Source organism: Magnetospirillum sp. UT-4, from assembly GCF_902729435.1.
Lineage (GTDB): Bacteria > Pseudomonadota > Alphaproteobacteria > Rhodospirillales > Magnetospirillaceae > Magnetospirillum.
This window is the reverse complement of record NZ_CACVCG010000034.1, coordinates 14,922-37,990: the sequence shown is the minus strand read 5'-3', so window position 1 is coordinate 37,990 and position 23,069 is coordinate 14,922. Positions and strand designations below refer to the sequence as shown.

19 protein-coding genes are annotated in these 23,069 nt (G+C 70.2%); 11 read left to right on the top strand and 8 right to left on the bottom strand.

The features are described from left to right. Positions 1–17: 17 nt before the first annotated feature. Complete coding sequence (locus tag MTBUT4_RS02910) at positions 18–1,250, bottom strand: OmpP1/FadL family transporter (protein ID WP_173978160.1); 1,233 nt, start codon at positions 1,248–1,250, stop codon at positions 18–20. A 185-nt stretch (positions 1,251–1,435) separates the two neighbouring features. Continuing rightward, positions 1,436–2,800, bottom strand: coding sequence for an AmmeMemoRadiSam system protein B (gene amrB / locus MTBUT4_RS02905; protein WP_173978159.1), 1,365 nt, complete (start codon positions 2,798–2,800; stop codon positions 1,436–1,438). A gap of 144 nt (positions 2,801–2,944) precedes the next feature. Here amrB and amrS point away from each other — a divergent pair, with 144 nt between their 5' ends. The 9 genes from amrS (at position 2,945) to MTBUT4_RS19245 (ending at position 16,656) form a co-directional block, all read left to right on the top strand. Next, the gene (gene amrS / locus MTBUT4_RS02900; protein ID WP_173978158.1) at positions 2,945–4,039 is read left to right on the top strand and encodes an AmmeMemoRadiSam system radical SAM enzyme; all 1,095 of its coding nucleotides are present in this window, start codon (positions 2,945–2,947) and stop codon (positions 4,037–4,039) included. A gap of 74 nt (positions 4,040–4,113) precedes the next feature. Next, positions 4,114–5,118 carry a lysylphosphatidylglycerol synthase transmembrane domain-containing protein gene (locus tag MTBUT4_RS02895; RefSeq protein ID WP_254434713.1) on the top strand — a complete coding sequence of 335 codons (1,005 nt, stop codon included), beginning with the start codon at positions 4,114–4,116 and terminating at the stop codon, positions 5,116–5,118. A 69-nt stretch (positions 5,119–5,187) separates the two neighbouring features. After that, entirely contained in the window at positions 5,188–6,945 is a 1,758-nt protein-coding gene (locus MTBUT4_RS02890) for an acyl-CoA dehydrogenase (RefSeq protein WP_173978157.1), read from the top strand. Between the two features lie 64 nt (positions 6,946–7,009). Next, on the top strand, positions 7,010–8,125 hold the full coding sequence (gene lptF / locus MTBUT4_RS02885; RefSeq protein WP_173978156.1) for an LPS export ABC transporter permease LptF: 1,116 nt from the start codon (positions 7,010–7,012) through the stop codon (positions 8,123–8,125). Continuing rightward, positions 8,122–10,803, top strand: coding sequence for an LPS-assembly protein LptD (locus tag MTBUT4_RS02880; RefSeq protein ID WP_173978155.1), 2,682 nt, complete (start codon positions 8,122–8,124; stop codon positions 10,801–10,803). Before lptF ends, MTBUT4_RS02880 begins: the two co-directional genes overlap by 4 nt. An 18-nt stretch (positions 10,804–10,821) precedes the next feature. Beyond that, the gene (locus tag MTBUT4_RS02875) at positions 10,822–12,078 is read left to right on the top strand and encodes a peptidylprolyl isomerase (protein ID WP_173978154.1); all 1,257 of its coding nucleotides are present in this window, start codon (positions 10,822–10,824) and stop codon (positions 12,076–12,078) included. A 4-nt stretch (positions 12,079–12,082) separates the two neighbouring features. Next, positions 12,083–13,099: a 4-hydroxythreonine-4-phosphate dehydrogenase PdxA gene (gene pdxA / locus MTBUT4_RS02870; protein ID WP_371737473.1), complete on the top strand. Its 1,017-nt coding sequence runs from the start codon at positions 12,083–12,085 to the stop codon at positions 13,097–13,099. Beyond that, positions 13,092–13,922, top strand: a complete 831-nt coding sequence (gene rsmA, locus MTBUT4_RS02865; protein ID WP_173978153.1) for a 16S rRNA (adenine(1518)-N(6)/adenine(1519)-N(6))-dimethyltransferase RsmA — start codon at positions 13,092–13,094, stop codon at positions 13,920–13,922. Before pdxA ends, rsmA begins: the two co-directional genes overlap by 8 nt. 61 nt (positions 13,923–13,983) lie before the next feature. Continuing rightward, a complete protein-coding gene (locus MTBUT4_RS19245) occupies positions 13,984–16,656 on the top strand; it encodes a hypothetical protein (protein WP_217424101.1) in 2,673 nt (890 codons plus the stop codon). Between the two features lie 44 nt (positions 16,657–16,700). On the opposite strand, the gene MTBUT4_RS02855 is transcribed toward MTBUT4_RS19245, so the two are convergent. Together MTBUT4_RS02855 and MTBUT4_RS02850 are read right to left on the bottom strand one after the other, a co-directional pair. After that, entirely contained in the window at positions 16,701–17,390 is a 690-nt protein-coding gene (locus tag MTBUT4_RS02855) for an AAA family ATPase (protein WP_173978152.1), read from the bottom strand. Between the two features lie 219 nt (positions 17,391–17,609). Next, the gene (locus MTBUT4_RS02850) at positions 17,610–18,515 is read right to left on the bottom strand and encodes an LOG family protein (RefSeq protein ID WP_173978151.1); all 906 of its coding nucleotides are present in this window, start codon (positions 18,513–18,515) and stop codon (positions 17,610–17,612) included. A gap of 133 nt (positions 18,516–18,648) precedes the next feature. Here MTBUT4_RS02850 and MTBUT4_RS02845 point away from each other — a divergent pair, with 133 nt between their 5' ends. Together MTBUT4_RS02845 and MTBUT4_RS02840 are read left to right on the top strand one after the other, a co-directional pair. Further along, entirely contained in the window at positions 18,649–19,305 is a 657-nt protein-coding gene (locus MTBUT4_RS02845) for an MBL fold metallo-hydrolase (RefSeq protein WP_173978150.1), read from the top strand. Between the two features lie 79 nt (positions 19,306–19,384). Beyond that, positions 19,385–19,828 (top strand): response regulator, encoded by a 444-nt coding sequence (locus MTBUT4_RS02840; RefSeq protein ID WP_173978149.1) that lies wholly within the window; start codon positions 19,385–19,387, stop codon positions 19,826–19,828. Between the two features lie 9 nt (positions 19,829–19,837). Here the strand turns inward: MTBUT4_RS02840 and MTBUT4_RS02835 are convergent, their stop codons facing one another. From MTBUT4_RS02835 to MTBUT4_RS02820, 4 genes are all read right to left on the bottom strand, one after another. Continuing rightward, entirely contained in the window at positions 19,838–21,343 is a 1,506-nt protein-coding gene (locus MTBUT4_RS02835; protein ID WP_217424100.1) for an FMN-binding glutamate synthase family protein, read from the bottom strand. Positions 21,344–21,434: 91 nt separating this feature from the next. After that, positions 21,435–22,208: a glucosamine-6-phosphate deaminase gene (locus tag MTBUT4_RS02830; protein ID WP_173978147.1), complete on the bottom strand. Its 774-nt coding sequence runs from the start codon at positions 22,206–22,208 to the stop codon at positions 21,435–21,437. Positions 22,209–22,413: 205 nt separating this feature from the next. Beyond that, on the bottom strand, positions 22,414–22,698 hold the full coding sequence (locus tag MTBUT4_RS02825; RefSeq protein WP_173978146.1) for a BrnA antitoxin family protein: 285 nt from the start codon (positions 22,696–22,698) through the stop codon (positions 22,414–22,416). After that, complete coding sequence (locus tag MTBUT4_RS02820; RefSeq protein WP_256367209.1) at positions 22,685–22,984, bottom strand: BrnT family toxin; 300 nt, start codon at positions 22,982–22,984, stop codon at positions 22,685–22,687. Before MTBUT4_RS02820 ends, MTBUT4_RS02825 begins: the two co-directional genes overlap by 14 nt. Between the last annotated feature and the right edge of the window lie 85 nt (positions 22,985–23,069).

Sequence of the window (23,069 nt, the reverse complement as noted above, 5' to 3'; positions counted from 1 at the left end):
CCGAGGCGGAAGAAGGATCAGAACTTCCAGCGCAGGCCGGCCAGGGCGCCGAACTGCTCGTGGGTGATCTCGGTGCGCGCACCGCCGGTGCTGTAGGCGTCGCCGGTGCCCTGCTCGCCCAGCCTCTTCTCGGGCGACCAATAGGCCGAACCGGAAATCTCCCAGCGCTCGTTGATGACGTAGGTGGCACCGCCGGTGATGTGGTGCTCGTTGATGGCCGGGAACATGGCGTTGGCGAACACGTGGTTGGCGTCGATCGGCGACTCGCCGTAATTCCAGCCGGCCCGAAGGGTCCAGGACTGCGAGGCGTGCCACTCGGCACCCAGAGCGATGACCGGCTGCATTTGCCACCCGAAGCCACCCTGGGCCGGCTCGGTGCCGATGGCGCGAACCTGATCCCACATGATGGCCTTGAAGTCGCCGAGCAGGTCAATTTCCGGAGTGGCGTGCACGACCAGGCCGAAGCCGACCTGGGCCGGCTCGTCGATCGGACCGATGAAGACGTCCTTGTACTTGTCGAAACGCTGGAACCAGATCGGGGTCTGGACGAAACCGCCGATGCCCCAATTCTGGTCGATGTTCCAGGCGCCGCCGAAGCGCATGCCGTAGCCCCAGGCGCGGTCCAGCTCCATCTTGCCGTTGTTGACGCCGTTGTTGTTGGAGGCGGCGGCGAAGTCGGTCTTGAAGTCCTGGTAGCCGAGGATGACGCTGGCGCCGTAGGCCGAGTCCTTGGACGGCGTGTAGGACAGGCCGGTGGCCCAGTTGGCCTTGCGGATGCGCACCTGGCGGTCCCACATGCCGTTGGTCACGCCGGCGCCGGCGCCCAGGCGGGACTTGGCGTACTTGGTCTCGCCGCCGCCGCCGGAATACAGCACGGTGCCGATGGCGAACTGGTCGTTGATGCGGAAATTGGCGGCCAGCGAACCGTCGGGATAGTTCTCGAGCTGGCTGGTCTGTTTGCCGTTGGTCGTGTTGGCCAGATTGCCCTTGGCATCCATCGTGCGTTCGGTGTTGAACCAACCGGCGTTGATCGAAACCTCGTTGCCCAGCTTCCCGGCCAGGGCCGGGTTCAGCGCGGTGCTGGTGGCGTCGTGGGCCTGGGCCACGCCGGCGCCGCCCATGCCGCAATCGATGGCGCCGTGGCAATAGGGCAGCATGCCGTTATGGGCGCTGGCGTCCTGGGCTACGGCGATGGCGCCGAGACCGGCGAGGGCGAGCGGCCATGCTTTACGGCCGAAAGAGCTGGACATACTGACATCCTCCCGTCGAATGCGACCGCTGGTTGGGCCGCTTGATCTGGTGGCTTTGTGGGTCAACCTAGCGCGAAGGTGGCAGTACCATGATACTCAAGGAAGCATTTCCGGCCGGCAAATTAGCATTTGTTCATGCGCGTTGCATTTCCGCTACACGCCCGAACGGGTAGGACCACATCAACTTACGGTGATTTCATTTCCACCGCTTCGAACCGGCTGGCCTTGAAGGTGGCGGAGAAATGGTCCACCGCCATGCCGGCCTTGGCCTTGAGATGGGCGAGGAACTGGCGCCGCTCGGGCAACTGCTCCCACACGCTGGGCAGGAACAGGGCGCGGCGGCCCGCATCCTCGATGATCAGGCCGTCGACACCGGGGCGCAGCTGCGCCAGCAGATCGGCCTCGTCGCGGAACGCCATGGCCACCGGCGGAGTCAGCAGCGACACCGACAGCGTCAGCCCCTCCCATTCCTCGGGCCTCAGCGGCGGGAAGCGGGGGTCCTTGAAGGCGGCCTTGAAGGCGTTGTCGACCACGTCCTCGCCCAGGCTGCGCCAGGCGGTGGGCGAGCCGATGCAGCCCCTCAGCTGGCCGTTCCGCTTGAGGGTGACGAACACCGCGCCGGGCTGGGGCAGGGTGGGATCGGCGGGCGCCGGCCGCCCGGCGGCGAGGCCGCTCTCGATGGAGGCGCGGGCCAGCGACAGCAGCTTGGGGGCCAGCGCCTGGACCGGATCCGCCGCGTCCGCCGCTTCCGGCTCATACAGCGCCCAGGCGCCGTAGCCCACCACCCGGTCCTTCGGCCCGGCGGTGTCGCCGGAATTGCGCACGTCCAGGGTCTCGATGCGCAGGTGCCGGCGGCGCGCCAGGTCGAGCATGCCGCCCACCGGAATCCGCCCGCAGGCCTGGCTGCCGCTCAGGGGGCCGGGATCGAGGGCCTGGATGGCCGCCACGGTGGCGGCGTCGGTGGCGCGGCAGCTGTCGTAGTCCAGGTAGTGGGACAGGTCGGTGGAGATGACGATCAGGGTCTCGGGTCCGCCCCAGGCGGCCTCCAGCACCGCCGCCACCACCTCGCGCGGGACCTCGCCGGCAACCAGCGGCACCAGGGCGAACGCGCCCAGCACCGCCTGCAGGAAGGGGACGTGCACCTCCAGCGAATGCTCCTGCGCGTGCGCCTTGTCCAGCTCGCCGACCATGGGCAGCGCCTTCAGGCGCTCGCACGTCTCGCGATCCACCGGCACCGTGCCCAGCGGGCTGGCCCAGGCCTCGGCGCCGCTGACGGCGATGCCGCGGAACGGCACCCGGTGCGACGGCCCCATCAGCACCACCCGGGCGATGCGACCCCGGGCCGGCTCGAGCAGGGCATAGGCGCTGGCCGCCACCGGGCCGGAATAGACGTAGCCGGCATGGGGGGCGATAAGCGCCTTGGGCGGTGCGGCATCGGCGGCGCGGCGGGCGCGGGCCGGGGCGAGACAGGCTTCCAGCTGGCGCATCAGCTCGCCGGCATCGGCGGGATAGAACATGCCGGCCACGGCGGTGGGACGGATTGCGGTCATGGCCCTGCCTCCTCGGATACCTCCCCATAGGTAGGCGCGCCCGACCATCGGTGTAAAGCGCCCAAGGTGGTAGAGCCCGTCGAGGGAGAGGAGGCAGCCATGCGGCCATTGAAGGCATAGCCCGCACGGCGTACCCTGGCGGCCATGGAGCACGAGGTTCAGGGTTCGCATTTCCCCGGACGGTACTGGCATCGGCTCGAAGACGGCCGCGTCCAGTGCGACGTATGCCCCCGCTTCTGCAAAGTGAACGAAGGCCAGCGCGGGCTGTGCTTCGTCCGCGCCCGCAGCGGCGATGCCATGGTGCTCACCACCTACGGCCGCTCGTCGGGGTTCTGCGTCGATCCCATCGAGAAGAAGCCGCTGAACCACTTCCTGCCCGGCACGCCGATCCTGTCCTTCGGCACGGCGGGCTGCAACCTGACCTGCAAGTTCTGCCAGAACTGGGACATTTCCAAGGCGCGGCAGATCGACAAGCTGAACGACGCCGCCTCGCCCGAGCAGATCGCCCAAGCGGCGGCCAAACTGGGCTGCCGCTCGGTGGCCTTCACCTACAACGATCCGGTCATCTTTCTCGAATACGCTGTCGACACCGCCAAGGCCTGCCACGCGCTGGGCATCAAGACCGTGGCGGTGACCGCCGGCTACATCGCGCCGGAAGCGCGGCGCGAGTTCTTCGCCCACATGGACGCCGCCAATGTCGACTTGAAGGCGTTCACGGACTCCTTCTACCACGGCCTGTGCGGGGGCCATCTCGAACCCGTGCTCGACACCCTGAAATATTTGAAGAGTGAAACAAACGTATGGTTCGAGATCACCACGCTGCTCATTCCCGGAGAGAACGACTCCGACGCCGAGATCGACGCGCTCAGCCGCTGGGTGGGCGGGTCGCTCGGCCCCGACGTACCGTTACATTTCACAGCTTTCCACCCCGACTGGAAGATGTCCGGCTTGCCCCGCACGGCATCCTCGACACTGTCGCGCGCCCGGTCGATCGCCTTGGCGAGCGGTATGAGGCATGTCTATACGGGCAACGTTCACGACGAGAGCGGCGGAACCACCTGGTGCCACGCCTGCGGGGCCCGTCTCATCGGCCGCGACTGGCATGAGCTGACCGCCTGGCATCTTTCCGCCGACGGGTGCTGCCCCGATTGCGGCACCCGGCTGGCGGGGGTCTTCGAAGCCAAGCCGGGCGATTGGGGGCGCAAGCGGGTGCCGGTGCGCATGACAAGGCAGGCATGACAGGGTAAGGGTGGCTATTCCCACCCCAGGCGTTTCCTGCTAAGGGTTGCCGCGACTTCACTGGCGGCGGACACATGAAGACTTTGGCGAAGCGCTGGTTGCCCTGGATTCTCAAAGGCGGGATTTCCTTCGGCCTGATCGCCTGGGTGCTGTCCAAGATCGATCTGGCCGACGCCTGGGAGCAGGCGACCTCCATCGACCCCATGATGGCGGTGCTCGCGGTGGCGCTGATGCAGGCCCAGATCGCGCTGGGCGCGGTGCGCTGGGGCATGGTGCTGCGGGCGCTGGATGCCGTCTTCACCTGGGGCCGCACCTTCGCCGTCTACTTCATCGGGGTGTTCTTCTCGCTGGTGCTGCCCGGCGCGGTCGGCGGCGACGCCGTGCGCATGTGGTTCTCGCGCCGCTCGGGCCTGTCGCTGGGCACCGCCGTCAACTCGGTGGTGCTGGAACGCGCCATGACCGTGTTCGCCCTGGTGCTGCTGGTCTGCCTGACCCAGCCGATCCTGCTCGAGCGCCTGCCCGACCTGCCGGGGGTCTGGGTGTTCCCGGTGCTGCTGGCGGTCTGCGTGCTGGGCATCCTGACCCTGGCCACCCTGGACAAGCTGCCGGAAAGCCTGCACCGCTGGCGCCTGGTGCGCGGGCTGGTGCAGCTGGCCGGCGACACCCGCAAGCTGTTCTTCCATCCCGGCTGGAGCCTGTCGACCCTGCTGGTCGCCCTGGTCGGCCACGTCAACCTGTCCATGACCGTCTATCTGCTGGCCTCGGGCCTGAAGATCGACATCGACCCGCTGGACTGTCTGGTGCTGGTGCCGCCGGTGATCCTGGTGATGACCCTGCCCATCTCCATCGCCGGCTGGGGCGTGCGCGAGACCGCCATGGTCACCGCGTTCGGCTTCGTCGGGGTCGCCGACCATTCGGCGCTGGTGCTGTCGGTGCTGTTCGGCATCGTCGGCATGGTGACGGCGCTGCCCGGCGGCCTGGTCTTCCTGCTGGCCGGCGGCAAGCGCATGGAGGCGGAGGAACTGGCCGCCGAGGACAGCGAGGGCAAGCACCCCTCCCCTCCGGCCGCCATACCCTGAGCCCCCTTGACCGGGTAAAGGAAAATCCAGTCTCCTGAGCGGGCTTCGCCGCCCGCAGGGAGAGCCGCCATGTCCAGCTTTCGCCCGCCGATCCAGGACATGGCCTTCGTCGTCGAGCATCTGGCCGGACTGCCGGACATCGCCGCCTTGCCCGGCTGCGACGAGGCCGGAATGGATCTGGTCACCGCCGTGCTGGCCGAGGCCGGGCGCTTCGCCGCCGAGGTGCTGGCCCCCCTCGACCATGCCGGCGACCGCCAGGGCTGCCGCCTGAGCGAGGACGGCGTGGTCACCCCCGACGGCTTCCGCGCCGCCTACGGCCGCTTCGTCGAGGGCGGCTGGAACGCGGTGCCGTTCGACCCGCATTACGGCGGCCAGGGCCTGCCCTGGCTAGTGGCGATCGCGGTGCAGGAGCTGTGGCACGCCGCCAACATGAGCTTCGCCCTCACCCCCATGCTGACCGCGGGGGCGGTCGAGGCGCTGCACGCCCACGGCTCCGAGGCGCTGAAGCGGCTGTACCTGCCCCGCCTGGTGTCGGGAGAATGGACCGGCACCATGAACCTGACCGAGCCCTCGGCCGGCTCGGATGTCGGCGCCCTGAAGACCCGGGCGGTGCCGCAGGCCGATGGCACCTACCGCCTCTTCGGCCAGAAGATCTTCATCACCTCGGGCGACCACGACCTGGCCGCCAACATCGTCCATCTGGTGCTGGCCCGGCTGCCCGAGTCCCCGCCCGGGGTCAAGGGCATCACGCTGTTCCTGGTCCCCAAGCTGATCCCCGACGCCGCCGGCAATCCCGGAGCGCGCAACGACGTCGCCTGCATCCGGCTGGAAGAAAAACTGGGCATCCACGCCAGCCCCACCTGCGTCATGGCCTATGGCGAGAGCGACGGCGCCGTCGGCTGGCTGGTGGGCGAGGAAAACAAGGGCCTGGCGCTGATGTTCACCATGATGAACAACGCCCGCCTGGCGGTCGGCCTGGAAGGCGTCGCCCAGGCCGAGCGCGCATCGGCCAAGGCCGCCGCCTTCGCCCGCGAGCGGGTGCAGGGCGGCGTCGCCATCGTCCACCACCCCGACGTGCGGCGCATGCTGCTGACCAACAAGGCGCTGACCGAGGCCGCCCGCGCCCTGGCCTATGTCGCCGCCGGGCGTCTGGATATCGCCCGCCACCATCCCGACGCCGCCGCGCGCGCCCGCGCCCAGGCGGTGGTCGATCTGCTCATCCCGGTGGTCAAGGCGTGGTGCACCGATGTCGGCTTCCGAGTCGCCGACACCGCCCTTCAGGTGTTCGGCGGGATGGGCTACATCGAGGAGACCGGCATCGCCCAGCACCTGCGCGACGTCCGCGTCGCCGCCATCTACGAGGGCACCAACGGCATCCAGGCCATGGATCTGGTCGGGCGCAAGCTGCTGCGCGACGACGGCCGCGCCTTCGGCCTGCTGATGGCCGAAATCCGCGCCACCGAGGCCAGGCTGGAAGGGCCGGACTGGGCCGGCCTGCGGGTCCGCCTGGGCGCCGCCGCCGATGCCGCCGAGGCGGCGGCGCGGCACCTGCTGGACGGCCACGGCGGCGATCCCCACCTGGCGGGAAGCGTCGCCCGGCCGTTCCTCGACCTGCTCGGCATCACCGCCGGCGGCTGGCTGATGGCCGAGGCGGCACTGAAGGCGGCGGCCCTGGCGGCAAAGAGGGAGGCCTCCCCCTTCCTTGCCGCCAAGCAGGCCACCGCCCGGTTCTACGGCGACGCCGTGCTGCCGCGCGCCGCCGCGCTGCTGGCCCAGATCGAGGCCGGCTCGACCCTGATCATGGCTTTCGACGAGGACCAGCTCTAGGCCGTCGGTCAAGCGTCGAATCCCGTTGGTCCGCTTGACCGGGCCTGTCTATAATCCCGCCGCCATGACGGGGATCACGCGCTACGTATTGCGGCAGTTGACGGTCGGGCTGGTGCTGGTGTCACTGGCGCTGGCCTGCGTCCTGTGGCTGACCCAGTCGCTGCGCTTCATCGAGATGATCGTCAACAAGGGCATCTCGGCGGCCACGTTCCTGGCCCTGACGGTGCTCCTGATGCCCAGCTTCCTGGTCGTCATCGTGCCGATTTCCCTTTTCGCTGTAGTGCTTTTCACCTACAACAAGCTCATCGGTGACCGCGAGCTGACCGTTCTGCGGGCGGCGGGCCTGTCCGACTGGGCGCTCGCCCGGCCGGCCCTGATCCTGGCCGGCATCGCCACCCTGATCGGCTACCTTCTGGCGTTGTGGGCGATTCCGTTGTCGGTGCAAGGCTTCCGCGAAATGCAGTGGACGATCCGCAACGACATCACCAACGTCCTGCTGCAGGAAGGCGCCTTCAACAAGTTCGGCAACGGCCTGACCATCTATGTGCGCAGCCGCACCGCCGAGGGCGAACTGCTCGGCATCCTGGTCCACGACCGCCGCTCCCCGGAAAAGCCGATCACCCTGATGGCCGAGCGCGGCGCCCTGGTCGTCACCGAGGCGGGTCCCCGCGTCCTGATGCTCAACGGCAACCGCCAGGAACTGAGGGCCGGCAGCGGCAAGCTGGCGGTGCTGTATTTCGACAGCTACACCGTCGATCTCGCCACCGCCACCGGCACGGATTCGCCGCGGTTCCGCGACGCCCGCGAACGCAGCATCCGGGAACTGGTCAATGCCGACATCGTCGAACTGGGCGAAAGCGACTACCGGCGGGCCAAGGTGGAACTGCACAACCGCGTCACCTCGCCGCTCTACAATATCGGCTTCGCCATGGTGGCGCTGGTCGCCCTGCTGGCCTCGGGCTTCGACCGCCGCGGCCAGGGCGTCGCGATCCTGTCGGCGGTCGGGGTGATGGTGGCGCTGCAGGCGACGGCGCTGGGGGTGGCCAACCTGGCCAGCGCCAACCTGATGTTCATCCCGCTGATGTATCTGGCGGCGCTGCTGCCCGTCGCCTTCGGCACCTGGGTGCTGGCGGGCAGCCGCCGCATTTCCCGGGTGTTGCCGGCAAGGGCCAGGGCATGACCGTTCTCCGCCGCCCCTCCGCCGCCGTTCTGGCCCTCGCCCTGGCGGCCGCTTCGCTGCCGGTTGTCCGGCCGGCGACCGCGGCCACCCCCGGCGACCTGGGCAGTTGGGGCGATGCCTGGGGCGAAGAGGTCGCACCGCCGCCGCCCGCCCGCGCGCCGGCTCCGCCACCGGCAGCCGCGCCGGTTGCCGCCGCACAGGTCCCGGCCGCCGGGCCGGCCGGCCCGCGCCCGGCCGAAATCGGCGGATGGGGCGATGCCTGGGGCGACCAGACGGTGCCGGCACCGGCGCCCCGCCCGCGCGCCCTGCCGGTGGCCGCTCCCGCCCCGGCACCCGCCGCCATTGCTCCCGCCGCCGGGCCGTTTCCCCGCGCCGCCGAGATCGGAACCTGGAGCGACGCCTGGGGCGAGGACGCCACCCAGACCTCCCCGGCCGCGCCGTCCCGCCCTGCCACCCGGTCCGCGGCGGCGGAACCGCCACCGCGACCGGATGTGGCCGGGGACGACGGGGCCGAGCCGCAGCCTGCCCGCCCGGCGGCAAAGGCCAAGAAGGCGGCTCCAGCCCCCGAGGGCGAGCCGCCGGTGGACCTGACGGCCGATCAGATCGTGCACGACCGCGAGCTGGGCATCGTCACCGCCGTCGGCCGGGTCGAGATCGTCCAGTCCGGACGCACCCTGGTCGCCGACAACGTCAGCTACAACCTCAAGCAGGACATCATCAGCGCGGCCGGAAACATCACCCTGATGGAGCCCACCGGCGACATCGTCACCGCCGAGTATTTCGAGCTGACCGGCGACTTCAAGGACGGCGTCGCCCGCCAGATCCGCATCCTGCTGTCGGACAATTCGCGCATGGCCGCCGCCACCGCCACCCGGGTGGGCGGCGACCGCACCGATCTCGACAAGGGCGTCTATACCGCCTGCGAACCGTGCCGCAAGAGGCCCGACCGCCGCCCGCTTTGGGAAGCCAAGGCGGAGCGGATCATCCACAACCAGGCCGACCAGTCCATCGAGTACCGCGACGCCTGGATCGAATTCGCCGGCGTGCCGGTGATGTACACGCCGTACCTGTCCCATCCCGATCCGACGGTGAAGCGCAAGAGCGGCTTCCTGGTCCCCACCGCGGGCCTGTCCTCCAATCTCGGCGCCTCGCTCACCACCCCCTATTACTGGGCGATCGCCGCCAACCAGGATGCGACCTTCACCCCCCGCTTCCTGTTCCCGAGCGCCACCACCACCGAAACGCCGGGTCTGGTGGAAAGCAACAACAACATCCTGCAGCGCATGGTCCTGGCGGGCGAGCACCGCTGGCGCGGCATGGACGGCGAGATGCTGTCGGAAGCCAGCCTGACCTCGGACAAGCATACCGGCAAGCTGCGCGGTCACCTCGATGCCACCGGCAAGTTCGACCTCGACCGCACCTGGCGGGCGGGATACCAGATCCAGCGGGCGAGCGACGCCACCTACACATCGCTCTACAATTTCCCCATCAACGCGCGGCGGCCCTGGCTGACCACCCGCCCCTACGTCGAGGGCTTCGGGCGGACCAACTACGCCATGGCCGAGGGCTTCGCCTTCCAGAGCCTGCGCTCCATCGACGAGCCCGACCAGTCGCCCCTGGTCCTGCCCCATGCGGTCTACAGCCATGTCGGGCAGCCCGGCGACAAGGGCGGCTACTGGACCTTCGACGCCGACACCCTGGCCTATGCCCGCACCGAAGGGACAGACGCCGCCCGCATGGTCACCCGCACCGCCTGGCAGCGCCCCTTCATCGGCCGCTCGGGCGACATCACCACGCTGACCACCTCGCTGCGGGCCGACGCCTACAAATCCGACTTCACCACCGCGGGGGCGGAATCCGGCACCTCCGGGCGCGTCGTGCCGCAGGTGGCCGCCGACTGGCGGATGCCCTTCGTCCGCAATTCGCCAACGTTCACCCAGACGGTCGAACCCCTGGCCATGGTGGCGTTCAGCCCCAACGGCGGCAATCCGGCCAAGATCCCGAACGAGGATTCGGCCGGTTTCGACCCCGACGAGATCAACATCCTGCGCGCCGACCGCATGCCCGGCCTCGACCGGGTCGAGGGCGGCGCGCGCGGCGCCTACGGCCTGCGCTGGAGCGGGTATCCGGCACGGGGCGGCTACATCGCCGCCCAGGCGGCCCAGGGCTGGCGCGCCCATGCCGACAGCACCTACGGCCCGGGCAGCGGCTTTGCCGGCAACCTGTCGGACTATGTCGGGCGGCTGGACGTGTCGCCCAACGCCAACCTGGCCTTTCTCAACCGGTTCAGGCTCGACAAGGACAATCTCGAGCTTCGCCGCAACGAGACCACCGTCTCCGCCGGCCCGCCGCTGCTGCGGGCGTCGCTCAGCTACCTGATGTTCGAGCGGACGGACGAGACCTCCGAGACCTTCAACCGCCGCCACGCCATCGGTGCCAGCCTGTCGGCGGCCATCACCCAGTACTGGTCGGCTTACGGCACGATCGCCTACGACCTGACCGACGGTGCCGGACCGGTGGGCTGGACGGCGCGCCTGGCCTATTCCGACGAGTGCTTCGCCTTCCTCACCAACCTGCGCAAGATCTATGTCCACGACGCCGATGTGCTCGCCGGCTACGAGCTGACGTTCAACGTGGTGTTCAAGACCCTGGGCGATGTTCCGCTCAACGTATTCTAGCCCTTCCTGGGAGTGCCGATGACCTTCCGCCTCGCCGCCGCCTTCTGCCTCGCCCTGGCCTGCCTGGCCCCGCTCGCCGCCGCGGCGCAGGATTTCGACCGGGTCGCCGCGGTGGTCAACGACGAGGCGATCTCGCTGAAGGACGTCGAGGCGCGGGTGCGCATGGCCATCGTCACCTCGCGCATTCCCGACAACCCCGAGGTCCGCCGCCAGGTGGTGCCGCAGGTGGTACGCAAGATGATCGACGAGCGCCTGCAGATGCAGGAGGCCAAGCGGCTGAAGGTCGTCCTCGCCAGCGCCGAGATCGAGTCCGGCATCGCCATGCTGGAAAAGCAGAACAACATGCCCAAGGGCGCCCTGATTGGCTCCCTGGTCCGGATCGGCATCGCCCCCGAGGTGGTGCGCGAGCAGATCGCCGCCGACCTGACCTGGCTGCGCCTGACCCGCCGGATCCTGCAGCCGCAGATCCGCATCGGCGAGGAGGAGATCAACGACCGCCTGGAAGCCCTGCGCGAACGCCAGGGCCAGCCCGAATACCTGGCCGCCGAGATCTTCCTGCCCGTCGATAATCCGGCGCAGGAGGACGAGGTGCGCAAGACCGGCGAGGATTTGCTCGCCCAGATGCGGAACGGGGCGCCGTTTCCGGCCGTCGCCCGCCAGTTCTCGCGCTCCCCCACCGCCGCCAATGGCGGTTCCATGGGATGGGTGGGGGCCGGCATGGTCGAGCCGGAACTGCTGGACGAACTGGCCCGCCTGGGCAAGGACCAGGTGTCCAGCCTGCTGCGCACGCCGTCCGGCTATTTCATCGTCGCCAAGGTGAACCAGCGCATCGCCGGCACCGTCGCCTCGCCCGAGGATGCCGAGGTGGCCGTCGCCCGCATCGTCCTGCCGGTCCCGACCAAGGGCGCCCCGCCCAAGCCGCAATTGCTGGCCCAGGCGGCCGAATTGACGCGGCCGGCCAAGACCTGCGACGACCTGCAGGCCATCGGGCAGCGGGTCGGGGCCAAGTCCGACAAGGTCGGGCCGATGCGGGCCGGCGACCTGCCCGACGATCTCGACGCCGCCATGGTACTGCCGCCCAACATCGTCAGCCAGCCCGCCGACACCGCCGACGGCATCCGCGTCTTCATGGTCTGCTCGCGCCAGGAAGGGTCCATCACCGCCCCCTCGCGCGAGGCGGTGCGGCGGCAGATCGAGAACGAGCGGCTCGACATGCTGGCGCGGCGCTATATCCGCGACCTGCGGCGCAGCGCCTTCATCGACATCCGGATATAGCCCGGTGGCCTCTGCCGCATCCCTCGCCCCCCTGGCCCTGACCATGGGCGAGCCGGCGGGCATCGGCGGCGACATCGCGCTCAAGGCCTGGCTGCGCCGCGCCGAGGGGGTGCCGGCGTTCTTCCTGATCGACGATCCCGACCGGCTGCGGGCGCTGGCGCACCGCCTGGGGCTGACGGTGCCGGTGGCGGCGATCACCGCGGCCGCCGAGGCCCCGGCAACCTTCGCGCGGGCGCTGCCGGTGCTGCCGCAGCCGCTGGCGGTTCCCGTCGAGCCCGGCCGCCCCGACCCGGCCAACGCGGGCGCCGTGCGCGCCTCCATCGAGCGGGCGGTCGGCCACGTCATGGCCGGCGAGGCGGCGGCGGTGGTGACCAATCCCATCCACAAGGGCGTGATGTACCAGGGCGGCTTCACCTTTCCCGGCCATACCGAGTTCCTGGCCGATCTGGTCGGCCACCGGGGGCGCGAGGTGATGATGCTGGCCTGCACCGGGCTCAGGGTGGTGCCGGTCACCATCCACGTCGCCCTGGCCGAGGCGGTGCGCAGCCTGACCCGCGACGCCATCGTCGCCGCCGGCCGGGTCACCGCCGGCGCGCTGGAGACCGATTTCGCCATCGCCCGGCCGCGGCTGGCGGTGGCCGGGCTCAATCCCCATGCCGGCGAGGACGGCGCCATGGGCCGCGAGGAGATCGACATCGTCGCCCCCGCCATCGCCGACTTGCGGGCCGCCGGCATCGACGCCTTCGGGCCGCTGCCGCCCGACACCATGTTCCACGCCGCCGCACGGGCCGGCTACGACGCCGCCCTGTGCATGTACCACGACCAGGCGCTGATCCCGATCAAGACCATCGGCTTCGACGAGGGCGTCAACGTCACCCTGGGCCTGCCGTTCGTGCGCACCTCGCCCGACCACGGCACCGCCTTCCAGATCGCCGGCACCGGCCGCGCCTCCGAGACCAGCCTGATGGCGGCGCTGGCCATGGCCGCGACCATCTCCGCCAATCGGGCCGCCCATGGCTGACCTGCCGCCGCTGCGCGAGGTCATCGCCGCCCACGGGCTGGCGGCGCGCAAGTCGCTGGGCCAGCATTTCCTGCTCGACATGAACCTCACCGGCCGCATCGCGCGGGCCGCCGGCGACCTCGCCACCGGCACCACCATCGAGATCGGCCCCGGTCCCGGCGGCCTCACCCGCGCCTTGCTGGAGGCGGGGGCCGCCCGCCTGATCGTGGTCGAGCGCGACGACCGCGCCGTCGCCATCCAACACGAGATCGCCGCCGCCTTTCCCGGCCGCATGGAGATCATCGCCGGCGACGCGCTGGAGGTCGATGCGGCAGCGCTGGGCGAGGCGCCGCGGCGCGTCGTCGCCAACCTGCCCTACAACATCTCGACGGTGCTGCTGCTGGCCTGGCTGCGCCGCGCCCGGGCCTTCGAAAGCCTGACCCTGATGTTCCAGAAGGAGGTGGTGGACCGTCTGGCGGCGGCGCCGCGCTCTCCCGATTACGGCCGGCTGTCGGTGATCACCCAGTGGCTGTGCGAGGTCCGGCCGCTGTTCAACATCGACCGGCGCGCCTTCACGCCGCCGCCCAACGTCACCTCGACGGTGGTGCAGCTGGTGCCGCGAACCGAGCCGCTGGCCCCGGCGCGGCTGGAGGCGCTGGAGCGGATCACCGCCGCCGCTTTCGGGCAGCGCCGGAAGATGCTGCGTTCCAGCCTGAAGACGCTGGGCGATTCCGACTCGCTGCTCGCCGCCGCCGCCATAGAACCCACCGCCCGGGCCGAGGAATTGACCGTCGAGGAATTCTGTGCGCTGGCGCGGGCGTGGGACGCGAGACCAGCCCGGTGAGCCAATTCGGGCCGGTATTTCTTCCGTGGCGTAACCGGCGCAGGTGCGATACTTTTCCGCCATGAGCCCGCCTCCCGCCAAGTCCTTCCTTCCGACCGAGATCGTCGGTCTGCCGGCCGGCCGGCTGGAGGAGATGCTGGACGCCATCCTGGGCGAGGGCGGCGGCATCGGCGATGTCTCGCCCGGCGGGCTGCTGGCCCTGGTCCAGGCCGCCTCGCTGCACCTGCCCGCCGCCAGCCGCGAACCCGAGCCCGAGCCCCTCGACGCCGACGAATTCGGGTCGGTGGAGGGCGCCGAGGACATGCTGCCCGAACTGCGCATCGTCGATACCCTGCTGGCCGGGGCGCCGCGTCAGGCCCTGTCGCTGCCGACCATGCCGGAGCCGGCCCTGCCCGCCGTTTCCGCCGCCGACGACGGCATCACCGCCAGGCTGCTGGCGGACCTCGAGGATACCCTGTGGAGCGGCGGCGGCGCCGCCGCCGACGAACCGTTCGGCGCCGCCGAGCTGCGCGCCGTGCAACGCCTTACCGCCACGCTGCGCCTGCCCGAGGCGGTGGCCGCCTTCCTGGGCGAGGCGGTGCCGCTGTCGCCCGGGGCCAAGCCCGCGGCACGCCGCAAGCCCGCCCGCAAGCCGGCGCGGCAGGAAGAAGAACCTGCGGCCGCGACGGCGCCGCAGCAGAAGCCCGAGCGCCGCCTCGCCGCCGTGCAGGAATTGCTGCAGGCCCTGGCCAAGGCCGAGCCGGAGCTGGTGGAGGCACCGCCGCCCGCCCCGCCGGAACCCCCCTCCCCGCCGCCGGAAGACCTGCCGGCCCTGGTGCCGGAACCCCTGCCCGAGCCGATGCTGGAGAGGGCGCCCGAGCCGGTGCCCGAACCGGTGCCGGACCCGGTACCGCTCCCTGAGCCTGAGCCTGAGCCTGAGCCGGAGCCCGAGCCGACACCCGAACCGACGCCGGAGCCTACTCCCGAACCGACGCCCGAGCCGACTCCCGAACCGACGCCGGAACCGACGCCGGAACCGACGCCCGAACCGACGCCCGAACCGACGCCGGAGCCGACACCCGAACCGACGCCGGAACCGACGCCCGAACCGACGCCCGAACCGACGCCGGAGCCGACGCCCGAACCGACGCCCGAACCGACGCCTGAGCCGACTCCCGAACCGACGCCCGAGCCGACTCCCGAGCCGACGCCCGAGCCGACGCCCGAGCCGACGCCCAAGGCGAAGCGGGCCGGGCGGCCGAGGGCGCCCTTGCAGGTCAGCCTTTCCGACGCCCGCGGGTCAGGGGAGGCCGCCCCGCAACCGTCACCCGCGCCGGCGGCCGAAGGCCCCACCACACCGACCGAACCGGTCGCCGCGCCCGACCTGCCGCCACCGGCAGCCGAGGAGCCGCCCCCCGCACCCGTCCTCGCCGAGCCCGCCGACCGCGAGCCGGTGGCCGAACCGGTGGCGGAACCGGTTGCCGGACCCGCGCCGGAAGCGGTCGCCGCCGAACCTGCCGCGCCCCCGGAGCCGAAGCCGGAGCCGGAGCCGGAGCCGGAGCCGGCACCCTTGCCCACTCCGACCGTGGCTCCGCCTGCCGCCGCCCCTCCCCCGCTGGTGGCGCGGGCCAAGCTGCCGCCGCGCAGGCCGCATGCCCCGAAGGCTCCGGCCGCTCAGCCGCCGCAGCCCGCCGGCCTGCCGTTGGCGGCGGCCGATGCCGAGGTGCGGGTGGCACCGCTGGGGCCGATGGAGGCACCCGCCGGTGCCGTCATCGAGCCGATGCCGGTGATGGTCGCCGACTATGCCGATCCCGGCCAGCGCACCGCCCCGCCGCCGCGTCCGCCCAGGCCAAAGGTGGCGCCGCCGCCGCCTGCCGATGGCGGCGGGCCGGCCGCACCGGCCAAGCCCGCCGAAACACCGCGGCCATCGGAGCCCGAGCCCGAGCCCGATCCCGACGAATTGACGGCGGATCCCAGGCTGGTGCGCCTGGTGACCAGCGTTCTCCATTCCCACCTGCCGCCCGGCTCGTCCGCACCCCGGCGCAAGGGCCTGCTCGGGCTTCCCAACAGCACCGAGGCGCTGGAGCGGCTGCTCGCCGACGCCCCGCCGGAAAGCGATTTCGCCGCCCAGGACCTGCTGCATTCGTGCTGGCCGCGCTCGACGGTGAACTGCCCCAGCCGCACCCTGCTGGCGGTGGCGCAGCAGCTGTCGCGGGCCTTCGGCATGCCGGGCAAGCTGCCCATGGCCTCGGCCAAGGCGTGGAAGATGCTGGACCCGCTGGTCTTCGCCGACGAGATGGCCGACCGGCTGGTGATGGTGCGCGACTTCATCGCGTCCTGGCAGCGCAACCGCCAGACCTTCCTGATCCTCGATTACGGCGAGATCGAGATGGTCGAATTCCTGTTCGAGGTGCTGTCACCGGCCGAGCACATGGACCTGCTGACCTCGGTCATGAATTTCAAGGTGCTGTCCAACCGTCGCATGGGCCTGGTCCGGCGCATCCCCACGCGCCTGCGCAAGCTGATGCAGCCGATGCTGCCCGACCGCCACCAGGAGGCGCTGATCATGCTGGCCCATCACAAGGCGCTGCTGGAACGGCTGGCCGATCCCAACGGCTTCGCCCCCATCGTCACGGCGTCGGAAAAGGCGCTGGAAGAGATGGAGAAGCTGATGAAGATGGCCGCCATGGCCGGCGCCCCGCCGCAGCTTCCCGGCCCGCCCGGCGGCGGCATGGCGCTGGGGCGGATGGGCTGAGGCTTTGTCCTCCCCCGGCCGCGCCGGGGGAGGAAGCCCAGACCTCAGAACTTCAGCACGCGGCCGGAATGGACGGCGTTGGCCATCACGATCAGCATCTCGACCACGTCCTCGAAATCGCCCATGCGGTCGGTGTTGATGTCGATGTCGAACTGGTTGGCGTCGGACAGGCGGGAGTTGAACACCTCCCACACGAACTTGCCGCGTCGGTGGTTGACCTCCTTGACCTTGGCCATCTGCTCTTCGAAGCTGCCGTGCCCCGACCCCAACATGCGCCGGGCGCAGACGTCCGGCGAGCCGGTGACGCGCACCCTGAGGGCGCAGGCTTCGGACAGGATGACGTGGGCGCCGCGGCCCAGGATGACGCCGCCCAGGCGGCCCAGGCTCATCACCACCTTGACCAGGGTGTCGCGGTAGCTGTCGGGGCTGACGTCCTTGCCCGAGAACAGCCGGTAAAGCCACATGTCCTTGGCGCGGCCGAAGCCCTCGTCCAGCATCTTGACCACTGCCGGGTCGTCATGCAGCCGCGTCGCCACCTCCTTCAGCACATGCTCGTCGTAGAGCGGGATGTCGAGGCGCTGGGCCAGCCGGGTGGCGATGATGTCGCCGCCCGAGCCGTAGTCGCGTGAGATGGTGATGACCGGGCGCTTGGGCTTGCGGGTGGTCGGCTCCTCGTGGGTGACCGTCGCCACTTCGGCCATGGCCGAGATCACGGAGAGGATGTTGTGGGACATGGCTGTCTCCTTCTGCCGTATGCCCCCATCATACGCCAGCAAAGGCGGGCGGAAAAGCGCCACCCCCTGCAATACCGCCATGTGCGTGAAATTTCGCGGCAGCGGCGGAAGGGTTCCGCCGCCGCCGCGCCGCCCCCTCCCCCCCGGGAGTCCGTGTGCGGGGCTGCCCGAAAGGTTAGGCCAGTCCGATCGACCGGCCTATCGGGCATTCACCCGATATCACCGTGGAATCCCGTAGAAATCGGCGATGATCGACCATGCCTCCTCGGCGGTCTCGACGAAGGTGACCAGGTCCTTGTCCTTCGGCCCGATCATGCCCTCCATGGCCATGGCGTCGAAGTTGATGACGCGCTGCCAGTATTCGCGCCCGAACATCAGCACCGGAATCGGCTCGATCTTGCCGGTCTGGATCAGGGTCAGCGCCTCGAACAGCTCGTCCAGCGTCCCGAAGCCGCCGGGGAACACCACCAGCGCCTTGACCCGGATCATGAAGTGCATCTTGCGGATGGCGAAGTAGTGGAAGCGGAAGCACAGATCCGGGGTGACGTACTGGTTGGGCGCCTGCTCCAGCGGCAGCACGATGTTGAGCCCGATGGATTTGCCGCCGGCCTCGGCGGCGCCGCGATTGGCCGCCTCCATGATGCCGGGACCGCCGCCGGTCTTGACCACCAGGTCCGAACAATGGTCGTCGACGCAATTGCTGGTGACGATGGTGGCCAGGCGCCGCGCCTCCTCGTAATAGCGGGCATTGGCCAGCATGCGCCGGGCCACCGCCAGCCGGCGCCCGGCATCGCGGTCCTTGGGCCGCGCCCGCGCCTCGGCCTCGGCGCCGGCAAGGGCGGCCTGGGCGGTGTCGGGGTCGGCGATGCGGGCCGAGCCGAACATGGCGATGGTCGAGCGGATGCCCTGTTCCTGCTGCATCAGCTCGGGCTTCAGCAGCTCCAGTTGCAGGCGCACCGCCCGCAGATCGGGCCGCAGCAGGAAGTCGGTGTCCTCGAAGGCCAGCTTGAAGGCGGGTGACAGGGTCTGCGGGGTTTCCACCTCGACGCGGAACAGGCTGCTGTCGATTTCCTCGCGCGCCGTCGGAAAGGGGGCGGCTTCCCCGGATTCGCTGGGTTCGGTCATGGGATGCCCCGATGGCGTGGCCGAGTCCGTCATTGTCGGCCCTGCCGGTTAGCGGCCGGTAAAGATCGCCGCCTGGAAGTTGCCGCGGCCATGGTCTATACCGGTGGCGAAGGATTTCGCGGAAGGCACCAACATGAGCGTCCATACCCTCGGAGAGTTCGGCGACCTCAGCCTGACCGTGGTGGTCACCAGCCCGCCCTGGTACGAGAACTGTTTCATCGTCCGCCACCGTCCATCGGGCGACACGGTGGTGGTGGACCCCGGCGGCGATTTCGACCGCATCCTGGCCGCCCTGTCCGACCAGAAGGCGAGCCCCAGGGCGATCTGGCTGACCCACGGCCATCCCGACCATCTGGGGGCGGCACGGCCCCTTGAGAAGGCCTTCGGCCTCGCCACCCTGGCCCATGCCGATGAAACCCCGGTGATCGCGCGGGCCAGCGACCTCAACCGCACCTTTACCGGCGAGGCCCAGGAAGGCCCGGCCGAGATCCGCCCCTTCACCGGCGAACCGACCCTCGATCTGGCCGGGCAGGCGGTGCGGGTGATCCACACTCCCGGCCACACCCCCGGCGGCGTCTGCTACGATTTCGGCGCCTTCGTGCTGACCGGCGACACCCTGTTCCGCCAGGGGGTCGGCCGCACCGACCTGCCCGGCGGCTCCGAGGAGAAGCTGTGGGCCTCCATCACCCGCCTGCTCGGCCTGCTGCCCGACCAGGCGCTGCTGTTCTCGGGCCACGGCCCGGAATGGACGGCGGCCGATGCGCGGCGCTGGTGGAAGATGATGGCCTGATCACCGGTTTTTCGTTTGTCGAAGGGTGTACCCCTGACCTAAGTTATGTGCACAGAACCGGGGACACAGCGAAAGCGCCATGGGGACGGGCAAGACGCCATCTTTCCACATCCTGATCATCGACGACGATCCCGGCGATGTGGGGCTGATCAAGGCGGCCATCGCCGAGGGGCGTTTCGCCTGCGGCACCGACGTCGCCCATGACGGCGTCGCCGCCCTGGCGATGCTGCGTGAACGGGTCGGCACACCGGGCCACGGCCTGCCCGACCTGGTCCTGCTCGACATCAACATGCCGCGCATGCGCGGCCCCGACGTCCTGAAGGCGCTGAAGGCCGACGAGGTGCTGGCGACCATCCCGGTGGTGATGCTGACCACCTCGCGCAACGACAAGGACATCCAGGCTTCCTACGACTTCGGCGCCGCCGGCTACGTGACCAAGCCGGTGGACCTGGAATCCTTCGTCTCCGCCGTGCATTCCATCCAGGAATACTGGTTCGGCCTGGTCGCCACGCCGACCCGCTGAGCGTCGGCGCTACAACCCCGGCAGCCGCTCCGCCTCGGGGAACACCTCGGCCATGGAGCGCGAGCGTCCGTCGGGCTGGACGATGCGGCAATGGCTGCGCTTCAGCGCCCGCGGCTCGGGCACGCCGCAGGAATGGGCGATCATGCCGACCTCGTGGGTCATGTTGCGGACGTAGGAGGCCACCCGCTGCGCCTTGTCCCCGGGCACCAGGCCGCGCTGCAGCCGGGGATCGTGGGTGGTGACGCCGGTCGGGCAGGTGTTGCGGTTGCACTGCATGGCCTGGATGCAGCCCAGCGCGAACATGAAGCCGCGCGCCGAGTTGACGTAGTCGGCGCCGGCGCACAGCGCCCACGCCACCTCGGCCGGAGTGACCAGCTTGCCCGAGGCGATCACCCGCACCCGCTGGCGCAGGTCCCAGCGGGTGAGCACGTCGACCAGTCCGGGCAGGCTTTCCTGGATCGGCAGGCCGACATAGTCCATCAGCGCCAGCGGCGCCGCGCCGCTGCCGCCATCGGCGGAATCGACGGTGATGAAGTCGGGGGCCGAGGCGCGGCCGCGCTTGTGGATGGCCCGCATCAGTTCGTCCAGCCAGGCGAAATCGCCGATCACCGTCTTGAAGCCGGTGGGCTTGCCGGTCACCACCCGGACATACTCGACCATGTCGAGCAGGCCGTCGGGGCTGTCGATCTCGGGGTGGCGGTTGGGGCTGATGGAATTCTCGCCCACCGGGATGCCGCGGATGGCGGCGATCTCGGCGGTCACCTTGTTGCCCGGCAGGATGCCGCCCTTGCCCGGCTTGGCGCCCTGGGCCAGCTTGATCTCGAACATGCGCACGCATTCCAGCTCGGCCAGCTCGGCCAGCCGGCCCTCGTCGAGGCGGCCGTCGAGATCGCGCACGCCGTACTTGGCGGTGCCGATCTGGTACACCAGGTCGCAATTGCCCTCCAGGTGATGCGGGCTCAAGCCGCCCTCGCCGGTGTTGAGCCAGCAGCCGGCCTTGGCCGCCCCCATGGACAGCGCCCGGATCGCCGGCACCGACAGGGCGCCGAAGCTCATGGCCGAGATGTTGAAGAGGGAATCCTGCACATAGGGCTTGCGGCAGCCGGAACCGATCTCCAGCAGGCGCGGCGCCACCGCCTCCTCGTCCAGGGTGGGAAAGGGCGCGTTGACGAACAACAGCTCGCCCGGCTGGCGGATCGCCCGGGTCGAGCCGAACGCCACGGTGGCGTCCAGGTTCTTGGCGGCGCGGTAGACCCAGGCCCGCTGGGCGCGGTTGAACGGCATCTCCTCGCGGTCCTGGGCGAAGAAATACTGGCGGAAGAACTCCCCCAGATATTCGAAGAAATAGCGGAAGCGCCCGATCACCGGATAATTGCGGCGCACCGCGTGGGTGGTCTGGGTGACGTCGATGACGTAGAGCACCGCCGCCACCGCCAGGATGGCCCCCACGCCGAGGACGAACACCGCCCCGAACAGCGCGTTGGCGCCGTCGACCAGCTCGATCAGGTTATCCATGCCCATCTCCTCCCGTGCCCCGGCCTTCTGGCCGGCTTCCTTCCCTACAGGAGTGAAACACGAAAAAGGATATGGGGCTACGCCAGAGGTATTACCAGGGCGAGGCCGCCAGCAGCGCCGCCGCCCGGCGGTAGTCGTCGCCGAGGCGCAGGCGGGCGGCGGCCGCCTCGTCCACCACCGCCACCACCGCCGCATGGGTCTGCAGCGCCGAGGCCGGGACCATGGCGGTCACCGGCCCCTCGGCCATGGAAGCCACCGCCTCGGCCTTGGACCCGCCAGTGGCCATCAGCAGGATGCGCCGGGCCGCCAGGATGGTGCCCAGCCCCATGCTCAGCGCGGTGGCCGGCATGGCCTCGGGTCCGCCGAAACCCGGCCCGTTGACCGCCCGGGTGCGGGCGCTCAAGGCCACCCGCCGGGTCGGCCCGGCCAGGCTGCAGCCGGGCTCGTTGAAGCCGACATGGCCGTTGACCCCCAGCCCCAGCACCTGCAGGTCGATGCCGCCGGCGGCGCGGATGGCCGCCTCGTGGGCGGCGCAGCGCGCCTCCGCCCCGCCGTCGCCGACCAGCAGATGCACCCGCTCCGGCCCCAGCCGCAGCGGCCGCACGAAGCGGTCGAGGATGGCCCGCGTGCAGGCGGCGGGATGATCGGGCGACACCCCCTCGTACTCGTCCAGGCCGAACACCGTCAGGCGCGAACACTCCAGCCCCCGCCCCGCCTCGGCCACCACCCGGTCATAGGCGGGCAGCGGCGTCGCCCCCGCCGCCAGCCCGAGCACGGCATCCGGCTTCGACCGGATCAGCTCGGCCAGCAGCCGGGCGGCGGTGGCACAGGCGGACTCGGCGTCGGGGTGGATGAGGATCAGCATGGGACGGGCCTTTTCCGGCGGTGACGGAGCCCACTATACGACGGCGCCGTTGTCCGGTCATGGCGCTTGCCAGAGGCGGCCGGCGTGAGCGGGCTGATGCCCCGCAGCGACGGACGGGAGGGGGCTGCTTTGGGAGGTGGTGGAAGGTATGCGGACATCTGAGTTGAGTGCGGCGGCACCGTAACTCCATCCTGCTTCTCGCTCTTCAGCGCCGATCCGCGCCATGCCGATCCATGTACTCGCGCAAGGCGGCATTGATGCGGGTCTGATAGCCCTCGCCATCCTTCTTGAACCAGGCGATCACGTCGGCATCCAGGCGGAGCGACAGCGGCTTCTTGATCGGGCGGAAGAACGCGCCCCGGATGGCACCGCTCCAGTCGGTGACCTCCGGCATGTCGCCGGTGTCGATCCCGCCGTCCTGCCGCGCGGCGAGGGCGTCAAGCTCCGCCTGCAATTCGGGCGTCAACGGCTGCGGGTTACCCTTCTTCATAGGCGCGCCTTTCGTGGCTGGTGGCGACACGGGCACTGATGATGCGGCCCGGAATGTCGCCGTCATCGGGCCAGGTGTGGACGACAAGGAGGACCACGGCTCCGGCAGCACTCGGCGAGCCGATTGTCCGCCATCGTTCCTGTGCGGCATATGGGTCCGGCAGCGTCAGCGCGAGCGGATCACCAAGGGAGCGCGCGGCCAGGTCAAAACTGACCCCATGCTTGCGCATGTTCATGTCCGCCTTCACCGGGTCCCAGGTCCAATGCACCGCCACCCCTTTGTCCATACAGTTATGTATATACACTCCCCGCGCCCGTCAAGTCCATGGCGGCCAAGCCCCCCTTCTTGGTGCTGGACGGCACCCCATTTCC

Excerpts from the sequence above, each read along its gene's own strand:
- MTBUT4_RS02910 (WP_173978160.1), bottom strand. The coding sequence starts at position 1,250 with ATGTCCAGCTCTTTCGGCCGTAAAGCATGGCCGCTCGCCCTCGCCGGT.
- amrB (WP_173978159.1), bottom strand. The coding sequence starts at position 2,800 with ATGACCGCAATCCGTCCCACCGCCGTGGCCGGCATGTTCTATCCCGCC.
- amrS (WP_173978158.1), top strand. The coding sequence starts at position 2,945 with ATGGAGCACGAGGTTCAGGGTTCGCATTTCCCCGGACGGTACTGGCAT.
- MTBUT4_RS02895 (WP_254434713.1), top strand. The coding sequence starts at position 4,114 with ATGAAGACTTTGGCGAAGCGCTGGTTGCCCTGGATTCTCAAAGGCGGG.
- MTBUT4_RS02890 (WP_173978157.1), top strand. The coding sequence starts at position 5,188 with ATGTCCAGCTTTCGCCCGCCGATCCAGGACATGGCCTTCGTCGTCGAG.
- lptF (WP_173978156.1), top strand. The coding sequence starts at position 7,010 with ATGACGGGGATCACGCGCTACGTATTGCGGCAGTTGACGGTCGGGCTG.
- MTBUT4_RS02880 (WP_173978155.1), top strand. The coding sequence starts at position 8,122 with ATGACCGTTCTCCGCCGCCCCTCCGCCGCCGTTCTGGCCCTCGCCCTG.
- MTBUT4_RS02875 (WP_173978154.1), top strand. The coding sequence starts at position 10,822 with ATGACCTTCCGCCTCGCCGCCGCCTTCTGCCTCGCCCTGGCCTGCCTG.
- rsmA (WP_173978153.1), top strand. The coding sequence starts at position 13,092 with ATGGCTGACCTGCCGCCGCTGCGCGAGGTCATCGCCGCCCACGGGCTG.
- MTBUT4_RS19245 (WP_217424101.1), top strand. The coding sequence starts at position 13,984 with ATGAGCCCGCCTCCCGCCAAGTCCTTCCTTCCGACCGAGATCGTCGGT.
- MTBUT4_RS02855 (WP_173978152.1), bottom strand. The coding sequence starts at position 17,390 with ATGTCCCACAACATCCTCTCCGTGATCTCGGCCATGGCCGAAGTGGCG.
- MTBUT4_RS02850 (WP_173978151.1), bottom strand. The coding sequence starts at position 18,515 with ATGACCGAACCCAGCGAATCCGGGGAAGCCGCCCCCTTTCCGACGGCG.
- MTBUT4_RS02845 (WP_173978150.1), top strand. The coding sequence starts at position 18,649 with ATGAGCGTCCATACCCTCGGAGAGTTCGGCGACCTCAGCCTGACCGTG.
- MTBUT4_RS02840 (WP_173978149.1), top strand. The coding sequence starts at position 19,385 with ATGGGGACGGGCAAGACGCCATCTTTCCACATCCTGATCATCGACGAC.
- MTBUT4_RS02835 (WP_217424100.1), bottom strand. The coding sequence starts at position 21,343 with ATGGATAACCTGATCGAGCTGGTCGACGGCGCCAACGCGCTGTTCGGG.
- MTBUT4_RS02830 (WP_173978147.1), bottom strand. The coding sequence starts at position 22,208 with ATGCTGATCCTCATCCACCCCGACGCCGAGTCCGCCTGTGCCACCGCC.
- MTBUT4_RS02825 (WP_173978146.1), bottom strand. The coding sequence starts at position 22,698 with ATGAAGAAGGGTAACCCGCAGCCGTTGACGCCCGAATTGCAGGCGGAG.
- MTBUT4_RS02820 (WP_256367209.1), bottom strand. The coding sequence starts at position 22,984 with ATGGACAAAGGGGTGGCGGTGCATTGGACCTGGGACCCGGTGAAGGCG.